Here is an 18,310-nt window from a genome sequence, read left to right on the forward strand (position 1 = left end):
GGCCGTCGGCAAGTTCAAGCGCTTCAAGCGCATCGCCCTACGCTGCGAGAAGACCAAACGAAACTTCGCCTCCTTCGTTGCTCTCACCGCTGCCTTCATCTTGGTCAAATCCGTCCACAGAACCTAGTCTTGCCAGAAGGGCTTGGCGACCTCCGCCTCGACCTGCCGTCGCGTCAGACCGATATCGGCGATCAGATGGGGATTGGCCGTCGACATTTGCGCAAGTTTCCGGCGAAGGCGGATCCGCTCCCGCCAGGTCGCGATCATGCTTCGCAGGGTCGCCAGGCTGAGGTGCCGGCGCGACACGTCCGCCGGCGCCGCAGGCGTTCCCGGCCACGCTGCCCGATGCGGGACCGACCCGAGGATATCGTTCATGGCAGCCTCCATAGGGACTGAAACAGGATGGAGTCTGCTGGAGACGAACGGCGTCGTCCTTAAGCTCTCCCAAATCGTTTCCAAAAACTTCCGAACGGCCTAAGGATGCGCCGCATGCAGGGATCGCGCTTTGCCTTTGGCCCGTTCGTGCTTGATTCAGCTGCGGGAACGCTCCTTCGGAACGATGTCCCCGTCGCCGTTGGCTATCGCGGACTGAAGCTGCTCGCGGCGCTCGTCGGGCGGCCCGGCGAAATCCTGGCCAAGGCCGAGCTGATGGATGCGGCGTGGCCGGGCATGGCGGTCGAGGAGGGCAACCTCACCGTCCAGATCGCGCGGCTGCGGAAGCTGCTGGGTCCGGCCGCCGACGGCGGTGACTGGATCACCACGGTTCCGCGCGTCGGCTACCGCTTCACGGGGGCCGTCGAACAGCTCGGGGACGCGAGGCGAAACCCTTTGCCGCTGCCCGGCAAGCCATCGATCGCCGTGCTGCCCTTCGTTAATGTCGGCAACGATCCCGAGCAGGACTCCTTCGCGGATGGGTTGACCGAAGACCTGATCACCGACCTGTCCAGGACCTCCGGCCTGTTCGTCATCGCCCGCAACTCGGCCTTTGCCTACAAGGGAAAGGCGATGGACGTGCGCGGGATCGCACAGGATCTCGGCGTGCGCTACCTGCTGGAGGGCAGCGCAAGGCGCGCCGCGGGGCGCGTGCGCATCAACGCGCAGCTGGTCGACGCGGTGAGCGGCGATCATCTCTGGGCGGAACGCTTCGACCGCAGCCTGGACGATATCTTCGCCGTCCAGGACGAGGTCACCGGCAAGATCGTGGAGGCGTTGCTCGGCCGGCTGCGCGCGCCGCCGCCGCGCCATCGGCCCAGCAATCTCGAGGCCTACGATCTCTGCGTGCGGGCGCGCAGGCTGATGGATGATTCGCCGCAGACGGCGCGGGAAGCGCATCTGATGCTGACGCGCGCGGTCTCGCTCGATCCGGGATACGCCGAGCCTTATCGCTGGCTTGCCATGAACCACTGGATGGGATGGGTGCATTCCGGCGGACCAACGGAATCGTCCCGCAGCGTTGCTTTGGAACTGGCGCGCAAGGCGGTCGCGATCGACCCCAACGACGCCGGCTGCCGCTGGGTCCTGGCTTACCTGCTGGCCTATGACCGCAGCTTCGCCGAGGCGGATGCGGAATTCGCCAAGGCGATCGAGCTCGACCCGAACGAGGCCGATGCCTGGGCGGCATTGTCCGACATCGCGGTCCTGGCCGGGCGGGTCGAGGAGGGCCTCGAGCACATTCGCAAGGCGTTCCGGCTGAACCCGTTTCCGGCAAGCTGGTACTATCTGGCGCTCGGCCAGGCGCAATATGCGGCCGGCGAATACGAAGCCGCTGTCGAGACGCTGCGCCGGGACGAGACGTATCGGACAAGCTCACGCCGTTTCCTGGCGGCAAGCCTTGCCCAGCTGGGCCGGCTCGACGAGGCGCGCGCGGAGGTCGAACTGTTCCTTGTCGGCAACCCGGATTTCACGACCCGCCACTGGGCCGAGAGGGAGCCGTTCCGCGACGCCGCGACGCTTGAGCATTTCGTTGATGGCTACCGCAAGGCCGGTCTTCCGGAGTGACGCGCCGGCGCGACCCTCGCCCGGGGCGATCGATCGTTCAGTGCTGGTGAGCCAAGGCCTGCCGCAGCAGATGCACGGCATCCAGGATGTCGGCCCGGATCGCGACCTCGAGCGCATCCTGGTCGCGTCGCCTGATCGCCTCGAGGGCCATCTTGTGCTTGTCCACGATTTCCGACGTCTCGCTCATGTCGTAGACGCTGCGCATGAACGGGCCGAACTGCATCCAGACGCTTTCGAGCAGCGGGACGAAGACCTGCGAGCCGCCCGCGCGATAGAGTTCGAAGTGAAACCGGTAGTTCTCCATCATGTAGGCGTCGGCGTTGCCCGAGCCGTAGTTTGAATTCATGCTGTCGTCGAACGCTTCCATCCTGGCGAGACGGTCGGCATCGACATGGGGAAGCGCCCAGCGGGCACAGGGCGGTTCGAGCTGAAGCCGGGCCTGCATCAGCTCCTCGAATCGCTGCCGTGTCAGGTCCGGGACGCTGACACGGCCATTGCGCCTGACCTCGAGGGCCCGTTCGCCCGCGAGCCGATTGATGGCTTCGCGGACCGGCATGAGTCCGACGGCGAGGCTGGCCGCGATGCCGCGCAGGCTGACGCCGGTGCCGGGCTTGAACCGGCCGGCGATCAACTGCTCGCGGAGCGTCTGGTAGACCTGCTGCTGCTGCGTCGCGAGATCCCGCATAGGCCATGCACCGTCGATGTTCAGGTCACTTGAGCAGGCAGTTGGACGGCAAACCAGTGCCAATTGCAGCGGCAGCAACCTGCGGTGGATGCCGTTCTAGCGCGCCGTGCCGCAGTACCGGGCCATGAACAGGGCGAAGGCCTCGACCCCGGCCAGGTACTCGGCCACCGGCACCCGCTCCTGGAAGGTGTGGCAGTTCGAGATGTCGCCGGGGGCGCAGTAGACGGTCGGGATGCCCAACTGGTTCGCGGTGAAGGACCCCTCGGACCAGAACGGCGCGCCCTCGATCGCGCCGCGGTCCGGCATCGCCGCCCGCACCGCCTCCTGCAGCAGCATGACCGGCGCCGCCGCCGGGTCGGTCTCGAACGGCATGCCGCCGACCGGGTGGTCACGGCCGGCCGGGAAGGCGATCTCGACCGTCACCTCGGGGTCGGTCACAGCGTTGCGGATCACGGCGTCCAGCTCGCCCCTGGCCCGGTCGAGATCCTCGCCCGGACGCAGCTTGCGGATCAGGCTCAGGCTGCAGCGCTCCGGCACCGCGATGTAGCCGCCGGCCTCGATGCCGGTGACCAGCAGGAAGCCGCGCCCGACCAGCTCGTGCGCGCCGCGGCCCTCGAGGTCGGCCGAATGGCGCCACAGGGCCGACAGGATGGCATGGCCGGCCTTCAGCGCGTCGACCCCCTTCTCCGGCATGCCGAAATAGGCGGACCGGCCGGTGACCGCGATCTCGGCGATGAAGAAGCCGATCTGGGCCGGGAACACGGCCAGCCGGGTCGGCTCGACATAGATCGCGAAATCGGCATTCGGGATCTCGCCGCGCTGGATCTTCGGCACCACCGTCTTGATTCCGGCCGAGACGCCCATGCCCGGCTCGCCGCTCTCCTCATCGGCGATGAAGACGAAGACGACGTCACCGTCCAGCGCGCAGCCGGCGCGGTCCAACGTGGCCAGCGCCGACAGGCCGGTGCAGATCCCCGCCTTCAGGTCGCCCGAGCCGCGGCCCCAGACCTCGCCGTCGACGATCGCGGCGGAGAACGGGTCTTGCCGTGCGTCGCCAGCCCAATGCTCCTCCCAGCCGCGGACATGCACGGTGTCGAGATGGCCCAGCACCATCAGCCGCGGGCCGGTGCCCTTGCCCTTGCGCACGCCCCAGACCACCGGGCGGCCGGGCAGGCAGTCCTCGACCGTGACGCCGTCGCAGCCCAGCCGCCGCAGCTCCTCCGCCACCAGGGCGCCGAACGCCGCCTCGGTGCCGGTGACGCTGGGCGTACGGATGGCGCGCTGCAGCAGGCCGACCGCCGCGTCGGCATCGATCGCGTCGCGGATGCGGGTGTGGAGGTCGTCGGTCATCAGGTGAACGCCGCCTCGCGGCCCTCCGGGGTCCAGATGCCGCGGACCTGCGGGGTGCCGCTGTGGATGCCCTCGACCGGCACGATGTAGGCGCGGCGGACGAAGGCCTGGGCGCGGAAGCCGTAGATCACGGTGTCGCCGACCCGCACGGTCTGGCCGGACTCGGGGTGCAGCTTGCCGTAATAGTCGATCATCGCCGGCGCCGGGATGGTCGCCGGCACCGCCTGGCGCAGCGCCGCATCGGCGTCGCCGCCGACCAGGGCCTTGACCGGATAGTCCTTGAACACCGGATCGACATAGAGGCCGCCGCCGAAGCAGAAGGGCGTGCCCTGGTGGATGTGCGAGATCTCGCTGAGATACAGCATCGCCGGATTCTCCGGCAGGTCGCGGATCGCATGCAGCGGCGTGGTGCCGGTCAGGGCGTGGCCCGGCTCGACCTGGGTCGCGCCGGCCTCGGCCAGCACCTGCATCACGGCGGCGGAGTTGGTGCCGGGGGTGTTGACCACCAGGTCGCGGCGCCCGGTCGCCGTCAGCCGCCGGGCCGTGGCCTCCAGCGTGCGCAAGTTCGGGGTCGGCGTCACCGCGCCGGTGGCCTCGTCGAACAGCAGCGCCGGGAAGCTGGTGATGCCGGCGAAGCGGCCGCCCGTCCGCTCGTCCAGCAGGTCGGCCACGCGCTCGATCTCCTCCGCCGCGAAGCCGCCCTCATGCCCGTCATAGAACCGGTCGCCCTGGGCGAAGATGCGAGCGACCAGGTTCTGCACATGGCCCTCCGCCGCGGCGGCATCGGCCGCCTCCGCCGCCTTCTCGGCGTTGAACACGGTCCAGATCTCCGGCCGCATCCGGGCACCCTCGCGCGCCTCGCCGCGCGGCACCTGCGACAGGTGGCCGAGATGGCCGAGCCTGTGGCCGGCGCGATGGATCGGCCGGGCGCAGGCCATGTCGACGGCGACGAAGCGGTCGATGCCGCCGGCCCGGATGGCGTCCAGCGCCGGCGGGTTGCGGCCGAACTGTTTGGTCATGGCGTAGACGGTCAGCCCCAGCTCCTTGGCCGTCGACGCCAGCGCCGCCGCGTTGGCGCGCATGGTGTCGAGGTCGAGCAGATAGGAATTGGCCGGCACCGCGCCGGACTGGTGCAGCGTCACCGCGGCCTCGACGAAGGCGCGGTTCTTGGCGATCAGGGCGTTGAGAAACATCGGCGGGATCCCGGTCAGGCGGCGGCGCGGACGGCGCCGGTGATGAGGTCGACGAGGTCGCGGGCGGTGACGTCGGGGATGCGGACATCCCCGGCCTTGCGGCCGTGGCGCAGCACCACGGCGCGGTCGCAGGTCTCGATCACATGCTGCATGTTGTGGCTGATCAGCAGCACGGCGACGCCCTGTGATTTCAACGTCAGGATCAGCTCGTTGACATGCTTGGACTGCTCGACCCCCAGCGCCGCGGTCGGCTCGTCCAGGATCACGATGTGCTCGCCCCAGCCGACGGCGCGGCCGATGGCGACCGCCTGGCGCTGGCCGCCGGACAGCCGCTCGATCGGCACGCCGGACGGCGGCACGCGGACCTTCAACTGCTCCAGGATCCGCGTCGCCTCCGACGCCATCGCCCGCTTGTCGAGCCAGCCGAGCGTGCGTAGCAGCGGGTTGCGGTGGAAGATCTCGCGGTGCAGGAACAGGTTGGCGGCGACATCCATCTTGCCGACCAGGGCCAGGCCCTGATGCACCGTCTCGATGCCGCAGTCGCGGGCGTCCTGCGGCGTGGCGATCTGCACCTCCTTGCCGTCGACCCGGATGGTGCCGGCGGTGGCGCGGTACAGGCCGCTGATGCAGCGGGTCAGCGTGGTCTTGCCGGCGCCGTTGTCGCCGAGCAGGGCCAGCACCTCGCCGCGCCGGACCGCCAGGTCGACGCCGGACAGCGCCTCGACCGGGCCGAAATGCTTCGACAGGCCCTGGACCTCGAGCACCGGGAGTTCATCGGTGGTCATTGCCGGGTCTCCCGCAGGCTGATGGCGACGGCCAGGATCAGGATCACGCCGCGCGCGATCATCTGGTCGGACACGCTGAACCCCATCAGGATCAGCCCGTTGTTGAGCACGCCGAGCAGCCAGGACCCGACCACGGCGCCGATCACCGATCCCTTGCCGCCGAACAGGCTGGTGCCGCCGATCACCACCGCGGCGATCACCGTCAGCACATCGGTCTCGCCCAGCGTGTAGCGGGCGCCGTGCAGCCGCCCGGCATACAGCATCCCGGCCAGGGCCGCGGCCATGCCGGTGACGACGAAGACGCCGATGGTCACCCGCATGGTGCTGATGCCGGCGGCCCGCGCCGCCTGCACCTCGCCGCCGGTGGCCAGCACCCGGCGGCCATAGGCGGTGTTGTTCAGCGCCAGATGGCCGATCACCAGCGCCGCCAGGGTCCAGACGAACAGCACCGAGACCGGGCCGATGTCGCCGGAGCCGAAGACGAAGGTGTAGGGGTCGCTGGTGATCGGCACCGATTCCAGATTGGTCAGCACCCGGGCGACGCCGGTGATGATGCCCATGGTGCCCAGCGTGACCAAGAGCGCCGGGATGCGCAGCGTCACGGTCAGCAGGCCGTTGACCAGCCCGACCAGGGCGCCGGTCAGCAGGCCGGCGGGGATCGCCAGGGCCAGCCCGGCCTCGCGCATCACCACGGCGGTGACCAGCGCGGCCAGGGCCACGGTGGCGCCGACCGACAGGTCGATCTGGCCGGCGCACAGGGCGAAGGTCATGCCCACCGCCATGATCGTCACCGGCGTGGTCTGCCGGATGATCGTCATCATGTTCCCGGGCGTCAGGAAGCCCCGGTCGGACAGGGCGATCGCGAAGAAGGCGAGGATCGCCACGAAGCCGATATAGACGACGAAGGCGCTGAGCTGCCCGCCCCGGAACAGCCTGGCGACGGCGGTGGACATGGGAACTCCTGTGCTCCTGTGCGCGAGAGGGCAGGGGGCTATTGCAGCGCCGCCTTGACGGCGTCGGGCAGCGGCTTGTGCAGCGACTGCTCCCAGCCCTGGGCCAGGTTGGCCTTGGTCACGGCGACGAGGCCGACGGTGTTGAAGGCCGGCGCCTGCTTCTTCAGCAGGCCGTAGCCGGCCAGCGTCGCCATCGCCTGGCCGATCTCGTAGGGCTGGTCGGCGACGGTGCCGGCCATCGACCCGCCCTTGGCCATGTCCAGCGCATTGGTGGCGCCGAGGTCGTGGGTCACCACCTTCACATCAGTGCGCCCCGCCGCCCGCAGCGCCTCGACCACGCCTTCGGCCGCCACATCCCAGGCGACGTAGATGCCCTTGATCTCCGGATGCTGCTGGATCATCGCCGAGGCGATGTCGAAGGTCTGCGGCTCGGCCGTGAAGCCCTTGGCGTCGACGATCACCAGCCCGGGATACTTCTGCTCCAGCGTTGCCCGGAAGGCGTTGTCGCGGCCGTTGGTGATGAAGTATTTGGCGTCGTGATAGATGAAGCCGACCGCGCCCTTGCCGCCCAGCGCATCGTTCATCAGCCCGGCCGCGGCCGTGCCCATCCCGGCGATGTCGTCGGTGACGATACCGACATAGTCCTTGCCGGCGGCGAAGCCCTGCACCGGGTTGCTCAGCAGCACGGTGGTGACGCCCTTGGCCACCGCCGGCTTCAGCGCCGCGGCGCCCTGCACCGGGTCGAGGATCAGGGTCAGGATCACGTCGGGGCTCAGCGCCATCGCGGTCTCGATGTCGTTGGCCTGCTTCGCCGGGTCGTATTGCGCGTCGGCGGTGGCGACGACCTCGATCCCCAGCTCGGCGAAGCGCGCCTTGGCGCCGGCGGTGACCGCGTTCACCCAGTCGCCGCCGCCATGCCACAGCAGCGCCGCCTTGTGCCCGCCGGATTTCAGCGTGCCGATCTCGGCGTCGCTCAGGCTCAGATCCTTGGCCGGGGACGGCGCGCTGCCGTCCGGGCCGGGCAGGGGCGCCGACAGGTCCAGCGCCAGCTTGTCCTTGTAGAAGGGCTCTTCCGCCAGGCCGGTGGCGGCAGGGGCGAAGGCGGCCAGCAGGGCCGCCAGGGCCAGGGTGCGTCTCATCATGCTCTCTCCCCGTTTCTTGTCCCGGTCTCGACCGCTGCGGCGCCCGGAAAGGGGCCGGCGATCCGATCGGGTCGCCCCAACAATGCGCGATCGGCGCCGGGTCGTCAATTAGGCTATCAATTTGACTTATAAATTTTCAAAGCCTAGTTTCCACAGGCATAGAGGGGACCGCCATGCTGCTGAAGGCGACCAATATCGAGCAGGCCAAGCTGATCAACCTGTGGGTCGTGTTCGATGCGGTGCGCCTGCACGGGCCGCTGTCCCGCGCCGACATCGCCCGGTTGACCGGCCTGTCGAAGCAGACCGTCTCCAACCTCGCCGACGAGCTCTATGAGGCCGGGCTGCTGCGGCCGGAGGGGCGCAAGGTCGCCGGCGTCGGCAAGCCGTCGATCCAGCTGGCGATCAACCCGGAGGGCGGCTGCACCATCGGCCTGCAACTCGACCGCGGCCGGGTGGTGGCGGTGGTCGCCGACCTGGCCGGCCAGGTGCGCCGGCGGGCGGTGCAGCCGATCGACACGCCCGGCCCGGACCAGGCGGTGGCGCGGCTGAAGCAGCAGATCGAGGCCATCATCGCCGAGTCCGGCATCGTCCGCGACCGGCTGCTCGGCATCGGGCTGGTGATGCCGGGGCCGTTCGAGGTCGAGGGGCTGGGGCCGACCAGCCTGCCCGGCTGGGACGGGCTGACCATCGCCGCCGACCTGGAGGCCGCGATCGGCCTGCCGGTGTCGCTGGAGAACGACGCCACCGCCGCGGCCAGCGCCGAATGGCTGTACGGCGCGGCGCGGTCGCTCTCGACCTTCGTCTACGTCTTCCTCGGCATCGGCCTCGGCGCCGGCATGATGATCGACGGCCGGCCGTTCTCCGGCGCCGCCGGCAATGCCGGTGAGTTCGGCCATGTCATCGTGCATCCCGGCGGCCTGCCGTGCGAGTGCGGCAACCGCGGCTGCCTCGAGGCCTATCTGTCGCTCAACGCCGCCTTCCGCGACCTGGCGGCGCAGGGGCTGTCGCTGGATTCGATCGAGGCGTTCGAGCGCGAGATCGGGCCGGACGACCCGCGCCTCGACGGCTGGCTCGACGCCGCCATCGAGCCGTTCCGGATCGGCCTCAACATGCTGGAGAACATCTTCGATCCGGAGGCGATCCTGCTCGGCGGCGACGCGCCGGACTGGCTGCTGGAGCGGTTGGCCGAGCGGGTGCAGCCGCTGTACCGCTCGCTCGGCTCGGGCCGGCGTCGGCGCTGGCCACGGCTGATGCGGGCGACGCTGGGCCGCGACGCCGCCGCCCGCGGCGCCGCCGTGCTGCCGCTGTTCCGCACCCTGAACCCGAGCTATGTCCCGCTCAGCGCCCCTGAGAAGCCCGTAGCGCTGCGCCCCCGGATCAGCACCGCCCTGTCGTAGCCTTCAGAACGCCGCCGCGCCGACCGCGAGCTCGGGGTAGAGCCCGTCGAGCGCCCCGATATCCGACCGGGTCTGGGCGATGATCCAGTCGCGGATCTCGGCCACGGCCGTGCGCATCGGCCGGGCCCGCGAATGCACCAGCTGGCACAGCCGGCCGGTGCGCATCAGGCTGCCGGCGGCGGGCACCAGCGCCCCGGTGCCGAGCCAGTGCGACGACACCGTCACCCAGCCCAGCGCGATGCCCTGGCCCAGCAGCGCCGCCTGCACCACGATGGCGTAGTCGGAGAAGCTCAGCGTGCTCCGCGGCCCGGCGCGGTCGTCGCGAAGATCCTCGAACGCATCCGGCCAGGCGGGGTCGGAACCGGCGAGGTTGATGATGGTGTTGCCGTCGCCCGTCGCCCTCTGCCGCTCGCGATAGGCCGGGCTGCAGATCGGCAGCATGATCTCGCGCATCACCAGCGCCGTCTCGTGGCCCGCATCGCCGCCGTCGACGAAGCGCATGCCGAGATCGACGTCGTCGACCGGCCCGTGCAGCGGCCCGGCGATCAGCTGGAAGCGCAGATCGACCGACGGGAACTCCTTCTGCAGCCGGTTGATCCGCGGCATCAGCCAATGGGTGGTGAAGGCGGTGGACAGCGACAGCGTCACCGTCTCGGTGCCGGTGCGCCGGGCCTCGATCTCGCGGATCGCGGCCTCGATGCCGCGGAACCCTTCGGCGACGCGGCGGTACAGCGACCGGCCGTCCTCGGTCAGCACGATGCCGGCGGCGGAGCGGTCGAACAGCCGCACGCCGAGATGGCTTTCCAGCCGGCCGAGCATCCGGCTGACCGCCGGCTGGGTGACGTTCAGCTCCGCCGCCGCCCGGGTGAAGCTGCCGCAGCGCGCCGCGGCCTCGAACACGAAGAGGGCGTTCGACGAGGGCAGCATCCGGCGCAGCTGGGTCATGATCTGAGTTTATGGGTCCGCCAAGTTTTTCGCAATTGCCTCGGCCGGGGTCGTTTGCTGTGATCTACATACGACACAAGGATCCCGTGACGCGATCGCCCGCCTGGCGGAGAACGACGCGCCGGATCCGGTGACGGCCGCTCATGCCGCCATGGCATGCGCGGCACTCAGGGACAGGGCTCACGACCATGACGCAGCTCGGCAGCACGGGCGTCTCGATCCGTTCCGTCAGCAAGCACTACGACGCCTTCCGCGCCCTCGACGATGTCAGCCTGACGATCGCGCCGGGCGAGTTCGTCTCGCTGCTCGGCCCCTCCGGCTCGGGCAAGACCACGCTGCTCAGCATCCTCGGCGGCTTCATCCAGCCCACCGCCGGGTCGGTCCGGTTCGGCGAGCGCGATGTCACCTTCACCCCGCCGCACAAGCGCGACATCGGCATCGTGTTCCAGAGCTACGCCCTGTTCCCGCACATGACGGTGGGCGAGAACGTCGCCTTCCCGCTGCGGGCGCGGCGCCTGCCGAAATCCGGCTGGGCCGGCAAGGTGGCCGGGGCGCTGGCGATGGTCGAACTGTCCGGCTACGAGAACCGCCGCATCTCGCAGCTTTCGGGCGGCCAGCGCCAGCGCGTGGCCCTGGCTCGCGCCATCGTGTTCGAGCCGCGGCTGATCCTGATGGACGAGCCGCTCTCCGCCCTCGACAAGCAGCTGCGCGACGCCATGCAGATCGAACTGCGCCACCTGCACCGGCGGCTCGGGGCGACCATCGTCTATGTCACCCACGACCAGCGCGAGGCGCTGACGATGAGCGACCGGGTCGCCATCCTGCGCGACGGGCGGCTGGTGCAGATCGACACGCCGGAGCGGCTGCACGACCACCCGGCCGACAGCTTCGTCGCCAGCTTCATCGGCGAGGCGGCGCTGCTGCCGGTGACCCGCGCCGGGCCCGATCGGGTGGCGCTTGGCGGCGCCGTGCTACGCTCCGGCCGGCCGATCCCGCAGGATAGCGAGCTGCTGCTGGCGGTGCAGACCGAGAAGCTGCTGATCGATGCCGGCGATGGCGGCGACGGCGCCAACCGGCTGTCCGGCCGGGTGTCGGAGATCATCTATCAGGGCGAGAGCCTGAAGGTGTTCCTGACCCTCGACGACGGCACCGTGCTCAGCCTGCGCCAGCCGAGCCATCACGCGGCGCGCGGCAGCGTCCCGCCGGTCGGCGGCCGGATCGCCGTCACCCTGCATCCCGAAGACACCATCATCGTGCCGCGCGCCGCCTGAGCCCGCGCCATTCCTCCCGATTCACAACCCGAGAAGCAGACATGTCGTTCAGCGCCTTCAAAGTCCTCACCTTCGACGTCGTCGGCACCCTGATCGACTTCGAGACCGGCATCCTCGACTCCGTCCGGCGGATCGGCGGCCGCGCCGCGCAGGGGCTGAGCGACGACCGGATCTTCGAGGCCTACAAGCGCGGCCGCGACGCCCACCCGTACCGGTCGAGCGAGGCGATGTTCCATGTCTACAAGTCGCTGGCGGGCGAGCTGGAGCTGCCGGCCGACGACCTGGCGGCCGGGGCGTTCCAGCTCGACGTGCTGCGCTGGCCGGCCTTCGCCGATTCCGCCGAGGCGCTGCGCCGCCTGCGCCGCCGCTTCCGGCTGGTGGCGATGACCAATGCCGACCGCACCGCCTTCTCCAGCTACGCCAACACGCTGGGCCAGCCCTTCGACGACAGCGTCACCGCCGACGAGACCGGCACCGCCAAGCCCGACCCGAACTTCTTCTCCTTCAACCGCGGCCGGCAATCGGCCTTCGGCTATAAATTCGGCGAGATCCTGCATGTGGCGCAGAGCCAGCACCACGACATCGGCATCGCCCGCAAGCTCGGCTACAAGACCTGCTGGATCGAGCGCCGGCAGGGGCAGCAGGGTTTTGGCGGCACGCCGGCGGTGGTGACGCTGACCACGCCCGACCTCCACTTCTCGACGCTGAAGCAGCTCGCCGACGCCGTCGAGGCGGCCGAGCAGCAGGCCGCCTGACCGGACCGCGCCATGATGGCCCTGCATTCCCCGAAGCCCGGCGTCAATTCGCTGTGGGCCGCGACGGCAGGCCCGGCGCCGCGACTGTCGGCGCTGGACGGTGACGCCGCGGCGGATGTGGTCATCATCGGCGCCGGCTACACCGGCCTGTCGGCGGCACGCCACATCGCCGCCGCCGGGCTCGACCCGCTGGTGCTCGACGCCAATGCGGTCGGGTGGGGGGCCAGCGGCCGCAACGGCGGCTTCGTCACGCCGAAATTCCGCCTGTCCCTGCCGGCGATCGCCGCGGCCCATGGCCGGGACATGGCGCGGCGGATGTACGAGCTGGGCCATGAGGCGGTCGACGCCGTCGAGGCGCTGGTCGAGGAGTTCGGCATCGACAGCGCCGGCTTCGCCCGGGTCGGGCTGGTCAAGGCGGCGCACACCGAGCGGGCGCTGGCCGCGGTCGCCGCCGAGGCCGAGTGGATGAAGGCCGAGATGGGCGACGGCCATATCAGCCTGCTGTCGCGCGACGAGGTGCGGGCGGAGCTCGGCTCGGACGGCTTCGTCGGCGGCGCGCTGACCCGGGGGCCCGGCTGCATCCACCCGCTGAACTATGCGCGCGGGCTGGCCGCCGGCCTGTCGGCGCGCGGCATCCGCATCCATGAGGCCAGCCCGGCCGTGGCAATCCGGCGCGAGCCGGGGGCGGTGGTGGTGGAGACGCCGCGGGGCCGGATGCGCGCCGCCCAGGCGATCATCGCCACCAACGCCTATTCCGATCTGACCGGCGCGACGCGGGCGATGCAGCGGACGCTGGTGCCGTTCCGCAGCGCCATCCTGGCGACCGCGCCGCTGCCGCCGGACCTCGCCGCCCGGCTGCTGCCGACGCGCCGGATCTGCAGCGAGACGCGGCGGATGATGCGCTGGTTCCGGATCGTCGACGGCCGCTTCGTGTTCGGCGGCCGCGGCGCCTTCGGCAAGACGGATTCGCCCGCGGCCTTCGCCGCGCTGCGGCGCGCCATGGTGGCGCTGTTCCCGATGCTCGCCGATGTCCCGGTCGAATTCAGCTGGTCCGGCCTGGTCGCCATGACCTTGGATTCGGTGCCGCATGTCGGCCGGCGCGACGACGGGGTGCTGTTCGCCCTCGGCTACAACGGCGCCGGCGTCGCCATGGCCAGCCTGATGGGCCGCTACCTCGCCGCCTTCGTGCGCGGCGAGACGCCGGATGTCGGGCTGCTCGACGCCAGGCGGCTGGCGCCAGTGCCGTTCTATCCGCTGCGAGAGCCGGCGGTCCGCGCCGTCGCCGGCTGGTACCAGATGCTCGACGCCGTCGGGCTTTAGAACGCCGGGTATCCGGCCAACGAAACAGGGAGACAGGACCATGAGATCCAGGCTTCACCTCCTCGCCGCTCTCTCCGCCCTCGGCGCGCTGGCCTCGGGCGCCGCCGGCGCCGAGCAGATCACCTTCGTGTCGCAGGGCGGTGCCTATCAGGAGGCGCAGACCAAGGCCATCCTCGACCCGGCCGCAGCCCTGCTCGGCATCACCATCAACCAGGACAGCGCGCCGGACGCCTGGCCGGTGATCAAGACCCAGACCACCACCGGGAAGCCGATCTGGGACGTGGTCGACACGCCGACCAAGGACTGCGTCCGCGGTGGCCAGCAGGGCATGATCGAGAAGTTGGATTTCGCCAGGATCCCGAACGCCGCCGGCCTGCCGGACGACTACAAGACGCCGTATTCGGTGGCCTATGAGTTCTATTCCAGCGTCCTGGCCTACAACACCGAGAAGTACGGCGACAACCCGCCCAAGACCTGGGCCGATTTCTGGGATGTGAAGAAGTTCCCCGGCACCCGGGCGCTGCGCAACTATCCGTTGGCGACGCTCGAGGCGGCGCTGCTGGCCGATGGCGTGGCGCCGGACAAGATCTATCCGCTGGATGTCGACCGCGCCTTCCGCAAGCTGGAGGAGATCAAGCCGAACATCGCCGTCTGGTGGACCTCGGGCGCCCAGTCCGCCCAGCTGCTGGCCGATGGCGAGGCCGACATGATCATGGCCTGGAACGGCCGCGTCTCCGCCGTGGCGAAGGAGGGCGCCCCGGTCGGCTTCACCTACAACCAGGGCATGCTGCAATACACCTCGCTGTGCATCCTCAAGGGCGCGCCGAACCTCGACACCGCGGTCAAGTTCGTCAACGCGGCGATCGCGCCGGACATCCAGGCCAATTTCCCGGCCTATATCGACTACGGCCCGGCCAATCCGGAGGCCTACAAGACCGGCAAGATCTCGCCCGAGCGCGCGGCGGAGATGCCGAGCTCCCCGGACAACGCCGCGAAGCAGGTGCTGGTGTCCACCGAGTGGTGGAGCTCCCCGGCCGGCGAGGAGGTGCTGAAGCGCTGGGCCTCCTTCATCCAGCAGTAACCCCGAGCGGTTGAAGCAGGGTCATCCATGTCCGTGACCATCAGTCCTTCGGTGTCGCAGCCGACCATCGGTCCGTCGGTGTCGCAGGAGCGTCGCGAGCAGCGGCTGACGCTCCTGCTGCTGGCGCCCGCTTTGTCGGTGATCGTCTGCCTGCTGATCGTGCCGCTCGGCTGGCTGGCCTGGCAGTCGATCCGCCAGGACGGCGGGTTCACCCTGGTCAACTACCAGCGGTTCCTGACCGACGACGCCACCTGGATGTCGTTCCTGCAGACCTTCCGCATCGCCTTCACCGTCACCCTGGCGACGCTGCTGCTGGGCTATCCGGTCGCCTATGTCGCGGCGGCCGTGCCGCCGGGCTGGCGGGTGGTGATCCTGGCCCTGGTGGTGCTGCCGTTCTGGACCAGCGTGCTGGTGCGCTCCTACGCCTGGCTGATCCTGCTGCAGCGGCGCGGCATCATCAATTCGGCGCTGACCGATCTCGGCCTGATCGACAGCCCCCTGCTGCTCGTCAACAACGAGCTCGGGACGGTGATCGCGACGATCCACATCCTGCTGCCCTTCATGGTGCTGCCGCTCTATGCGGCGATGCAGAAGATCCCGCGCGAGCTGACCATGGCCGGGGCCAGCCTGGGCGGGTCGCCGGCCTTCGTCTTCCTGCGCGTGTTCCTGCCGCTGTCGCTGCCGGGCGTGATCGCCGGGGCGGTGCTGGTCTTCGCCCTGACGCTCGGCTTCTACATCACGCCGGAGCTGCTGGGCGGCGGCCGGACCTACATGGTGTCGATGCTCGTCTCCCGGAACATCGAGGTCTACAACGAGTGGGGCGCGGCCTCGTCGATCAGCGTCGTCCTGCTGGCCTGCGTGTTCCTGATCTTCCGGGTCGCCAGCCTGTTCATCCCGTTCGAACGGATCATGGGGGCGAGGTGACCATGAACATCACCCGCTTCTGCCTGTACGGCTTCGTCGCGCTGGTCCTGGTCTGGCTGGTGGTGCCGATCATCATCGTCGTGCCGATGTCCTTCTCCGGCGCGCGGTTCCTGTCCTTCCCGCCGCCCTCCTGGTCGCTGCGCTGGTATGAGTCCTATCTCGGCAACCCGGCCTGGATGCAGGCGACGAAAATCAGCCTGATCGTCGCCGGGTCGAGCGCGGTCCTCGCCACCATCATGGGAACCGCGGCGGCCTATGCGCTGAACCTCACCCAGTCCAAGCTGCTGCGCGGCCTGCAGGTGGTGCTGCTGCTGCCGCTGGTGGTGCCGATCGTGATCACGGCGGTCGGCATCTTCCTGGTCTATGCCCAGGTCGGGCTGCTGGCGACCATGACCGGGCTGATCCTGGCCAATGTCATGCTCGGGCTGCCCTATGTGGTGACCTCGGTGCTGGTCAGCCTGCGCAAATTCGACCCGGCGCAGGAGATGGCGGCGCTCAGCCTCGGCATGAACCGGTTCCGCACCTTCTTCGCCGTGACCCTGCCGCAGATCCGCTCCGGCGTGGTCTCCGGCCTGCTCTTCGCCTTCATCTCGGCGCTGGACGAGACGGTCGTCGCCCTGTTCGTGTCCGGCGGCCAGTACCAGACCCTGACCAAGCGCATGTTCACCTCGCTGCGCGACGAGATCGACCCGACCATCGCCGCCATCAGCACGCTGCTGACTGCCGTCTCCCTGGTCATCGTCGTGGCGGCCTCGCTCAGCGCCTGGAACGCCGAGCGAAGGCGGGCCGCTGCCGGATGAGGGCGGACTGCCTGATCCTGGGCGGCGGCTCCGCCGGCTGCGTCCTGGCCGCGCGGCTGTCGGAGGATCGCTCCGTCATCCTGGTGGAGGCGGGGCGGGACATCTCCGCGGACAATGCCCCGGCCGAGATTCTCAGCCGCTATCCCGGCCGGGCCTATCTCGACAGCTCGAACCTCTGGGCCTCGCTGACGGCGCTGATGGGCTACGGCCGGTCGAATACGGCGCCGCGCAGCCTGCGCCGCTACGAGCAGGCGAAGCTGCTCGGCGGCGGCTCCGCCATCAACGCGCTGATGGCCAATCGCGGCTCCCCCGCGGACTACGCCGAGTGGGAGGCGCTGGGCGCCGCCGGCTGGGGCTGGGACGACTGCCTGCCGGTTTTCCGCCGGATCGAGGCCGACCGTGATTTCAGCGGCCCGCTGCATGGGTCGGACGGGCCGCTCACCATCCGGCGCATCGCCGACGACCGGATCTCGCCCTTCGTGCGCCGGGTGATGCAGACGCTGGAGCGGCGCGGCCACCCGATCCGGGCGGACCAGAACGGGCCCTGGGAGGACGGCGCCTATCGCGGCGCCATCGCGGTCAGCGACCGCGGCCAACGCCTGCCGACCTCGATCGCCTATCTGACGCCCGAGGTCCGAAGCCGGCCCAACCTGACGATCCTGACCGGCTGCCGCGCCGACCGGCTGCTGTTCGACGGCCGTCGCGTGATCGGGGCGGAGATCGTGGGCGCGGACGGCCGGCCGCAGGTGATCAGCGCCGGCGAGATCATCGTCGCGGCCGGCGCCATCCACAGCCCGGCGCTGCTGCTGCGCTCCGGCATCGGTCCCGCTGCCGACCTCCAGCCGCTCGGCATCCCGGTGGTCGCGAACCTTCCCGGCGTCGGCCGCAACCTGATGGAGCATCCCTCCATCGCCGTGGCCGCCACCCTGCCGCCGGCGATGCGGGTGCGGGACCGCGGCGAGCATCACGAGCAGGCGATCTGGCGGTTCTCCTCGGGGCTGGACGGCCTCCCGCAGGGCGACATGCACGCCGCCATCCTGTCGCGCTCCGGCTGGCATTCGGTCGGGCTGCGGATGGGCAGCCTGTTCTTCTGGGTCAACAAATCCTGCTCGCGCGGCGTCCTGACCCTGGCCTCGGCCGACCCGGCCGCGGAGCCGCATGTCGATTTCCGCATGCTCAGCGACCGTCGCGACCTCGACCGGCTGAAGACGGCGCTGCGGATGGGGGCGGCGGTGCTGCTGGACCCGCATATGGACGGGCATCGCGGGCCGGTCTTCCCCTCCAGCTATTCGCCCCGCGTGGCCCGGATCGCCGGGCCCGGCGCCTGGAACGCGCTGCAGCGCGGCGCCCTGTCCGCGCTGCTCGACCTGGCCGGGCCGATGCGATCGGCACTGGTGCATGCCGCCATCACCCTGGGGACGACGCTGGACGGCCTGCTGCGCGACGACGACGCGCTGACCGATTTCGTGCGCCGGCATGTCGGCGGCACCTGGCATCCGTCGGGCACCTGCCGGATGGGGCAGGAACGCGATCCGGCGGCCGTCACCTCGCCGCAGGGCAAGGTCCATGGCATCGACGGTCTCCGCGTCGCCGACGCCTCGCTGATGCCGTCGATCCCCTGCGCCAACACCAACATCCCGACCATCATGATCGCCGAGCGGATCGCCGATTTCATCCGGTCCGGCCGGTAGTGCGCCGGGCCGGGCAGGGG

17 protein-coding genes are annotated in these 18,310 nt (G+C 70.0%); 9 read left to right on the top strand and 8 right to left on the bottom strand.

Annotated elements, in window-relative coordinates; genetic code table 11:
* Window positions 1–123: 123 nt before the first annotated feature.
* Entirely contained in the window at window positions 124–375 is a 252-nt protein-coding gene (locus ACTOWL_RS09320) for a DUF1127 domain-containing protein (protein WP_441320938.1), read from the bottom strand.
* 114 nt (window positions 376–489) lie between these two features.
* Here ACTOWL_RS09320 and ACTOWL_RS09325 point away from each other — a divergent pair, with 114 nt between their 5' ends.
* Window positions 490–1,998: a winged helix-turn-helix domain-containing tetratricopeptide repeat protein gene (locus ACTOWL_RS09325; RefSeq protein ID WP_441320939.1), complete on the top strand. Its 1,509-nt coding sequence runs from the start codon at window positions 490–492 to the stop codon at window positions 1,996–1,998.
* Window positions 1,999–2,035: 37 nt separating this feature from the next.
* Here the strand turns inward: ACTOWL_RS09325 and ACTOWL_RS09330 are convergent, their stop codons facing one another.
* From ACTOWL_RS09330 to ACTOWL_RS09355, 6 genes are all read right to left on the bottom strand, one after another.
* The gene (locus tag ACTOWL_RS09330) at window positions 2,036–2,683 is read right to left on the bottom strand and encodes a GntR family transcriptional regulator (protein WP_441320940.1); all 648 of its coding nucleotides are present in this window, start codon (window positions 2,681–2,683) and stop codon (window positions 2,036–2,038) included.
* A gap of 96 nt (window positions 2,684–2,779) precedes the next feature.
* Window positions 2,780–4,033, bottom strand: a complete 1,254-nt coding sequence (locus ACTOWL_RS09335; protein ID WP_441320941.1) for a M20 family metallopeptidase — start codon at window positions 4,031–4,033, stop codon at window positions 2,780–2,782.
* The gene (locus tag ACTOWL_RS09340) at window positions 4,033–5,226 is read right to left on the bottom strand and encodes an alanine racemase (protein WP_441320942.1); all 1,194 of its coding nucleotides are present in this window, start codon (window positions 5,224–5,226) and stop codon (window positions 4,033–4,035) included. The genes ACTOWL_RS09335 and ACTOWL_RS09340 overlap by 1 nt, the downstream gene beginning before the upstream one ends.
* 14 nt (window positions 5,227–5,240) lie before the next feature.
* On the bottom strand, window positions 5,241–6,011 hold the full coding sequence (locus ACTOWL_RS09345; protein WP_441320943.1) for an ATP-binding cassette domain-containing protein: 771 nt from the start codon (window positions 6,009–6,011) through the stop codon (window positions 5,241–5,243).
* Window positions 6,008–6,964, bottom strand: a complete 957-nt coding sequence (locus ACTOWL_RS09350) for an ABC transporter permease (RefSeq protein ID WP_441320944.1) — start codon at window positions 6,962–6,964, stop codon at window positions 6,008–6,010. Before ACTOWL_RS09350 ends, ACTOWL_RS09345 begins: the two co-directional genes overlap by 4 nt.
* Window positions 6,965–7,002: 38 nt before the next feature.
* Window positions 7,003–8,106, bottom strand: coding sequence for a substrate-binding domain-containing protein (locus ACTOWL_RS09355; protein ID WP_441320945.1), 1,104 nt, complete (start codon window positions 8,104–8,106; stop codon window positions 7,003–7,005).
* Between the two features lie 173 nt (window positions 8,107–8,279).
* Between ACTOWL_RS09355 and ACTOWL_RS09360 the strand changes: the two genes are divergently transcribed.
* Window positions 8,280–9,503, top strand: a complete 1,224-nt coding sequence (locus ACTOWL_RS09360; protein ID WP_441320946.1) for an ROK family transcriptional regulator — start codon at window positions 8,280–8,282, stop codon at window positions 9,501–9,503.
* A gap of 3 nt (window positions 9,504–9,506) precedes the next feature.
* Here the strand turns inward: ACTOWL_RS09360 and ACTOWL_RS09365 are convergent, their stop codons facing one another.
* The gene (locus ACTOWL_RS09365) at window positions 9,507–10,448 is read right to left on the bottom strand and encodes a LysR family transcriptional regulator (protein WP_441320947.1); all 942 of its coding nucleotides are present in this window, start codon (window positions 10,446–10,448) and stop codon (window positions 9,507–9,509) included.
* Window positions 10,449–10,636: 188 nt separating this feature from the next.
* Here ACTOWL_RS09365 and ACTOWL_RS09370 point away from each other — a divergent pair, with 188 nt between their 5' ends.
* From ACTOWL_RS09370 to ACTOWL_RS09400, 7 genes are read left to right on the top strand one after another with little or no spacing between them, the layout of a single operon-like run.
* Window positions 10,637–11,719 (top strand): ABC transporter ATP-binding protein, encoded by a 1,083-nt coding sequence (locus tag ACTOWL_RS09370; protein ID WP_441320948.1) that lies wholly within the window; start codon window positions 10,637–10,639, stop codon window positions 11,717–11,719.
* A 41-nt stretch (window positions 11,720–11,760) separates the two neighbouring features.
* A complete protein-coding gene (locus ACTOWL_RS09375) occupies window positions 11,761–12,474 on the top strand; it encodes an HAD-IA family hydrolase (RefSeq protein WP_441320949.1) in 714 nt (237 codons plus the stop codon).
* Window positions 12,475–12,489: 15 nt separating this feature from the next.
* Complete coding sequence (locus ACTOWL_RS09380; RefSeq protein WP_441320950.1) at window positions 12,490–13,794, top strand: NAD(P)/FAD-dependent oxidoreductase; 1,305 nt, start codon at window positions 12,490–12,492, stop codon at window positions 13,792–13,794.
* 40 nt (window positions 13,795–13,834) lie between these two features.
* Window positions 13,835–14,875 carry an ABC transporter substrate-binding protein gene (locus tag ACTOWL_RS09385; protein WP_441320951.1) on the top strand — a complete coding sequence of 347 codons (1,041 nt, stop codon included), beginning with the start codon at window positions 13,835–13,837 and terminating at the stop codon, window positions 14,873–14,875.
* A 27-nt stretch (window positions 14,876–14,902) separates the two neighbouring features.
* Window positions 14,903–15,799, top strand: a complete 897-nt coding sequence (locus ACTOWL_RS09390; RefSeq protein WP_441320952.1) for an ABC transporter permease — start codon at window positions 14,903–14,905, stop codon at window positions 15,797–15,799.
* Window positions 15,800–15,801: 2 nt separating this feature from the next.
* Window positions 15,802–16,599: an ABC transporter permease gene (locus ACTOWL_RS09395; RefSeq protein WP_441320953.1), complete on the top strand. Its 798-nt coding sequence runs from the start codon at window positions 15,802–15,804 to the stop codon at window positions 16,597–16,599.
* Window positions 16,596–18,290 (top strand): GMC family oxidoreductase, encoded by a 1,695-nt coding sequence (locus tag ACTOWL_RS09400; RefSeq protein WP_441320954.1) that lies wholly within the window; start codon window positions 16,596–16,598, stop codon window positions 18,288–18,290. The genes ACTOWL_RS09395 and ACTOWL_RS09400 overlap by 4 nt, the downstream gene beginning before the upstream one ends.
* Window positions 18,291–18,310 lie beyond the last annotated feature (20 nt).

Origin of the sequence: Inquilinus sp. CA228, assembly GCF_052078665.1 — a bacterium.
GTDB lineage: Bacteria > Pseudomonadota > Alphaproteobacteria > DSM-16000 > Inquilinaceae > Inquilinus.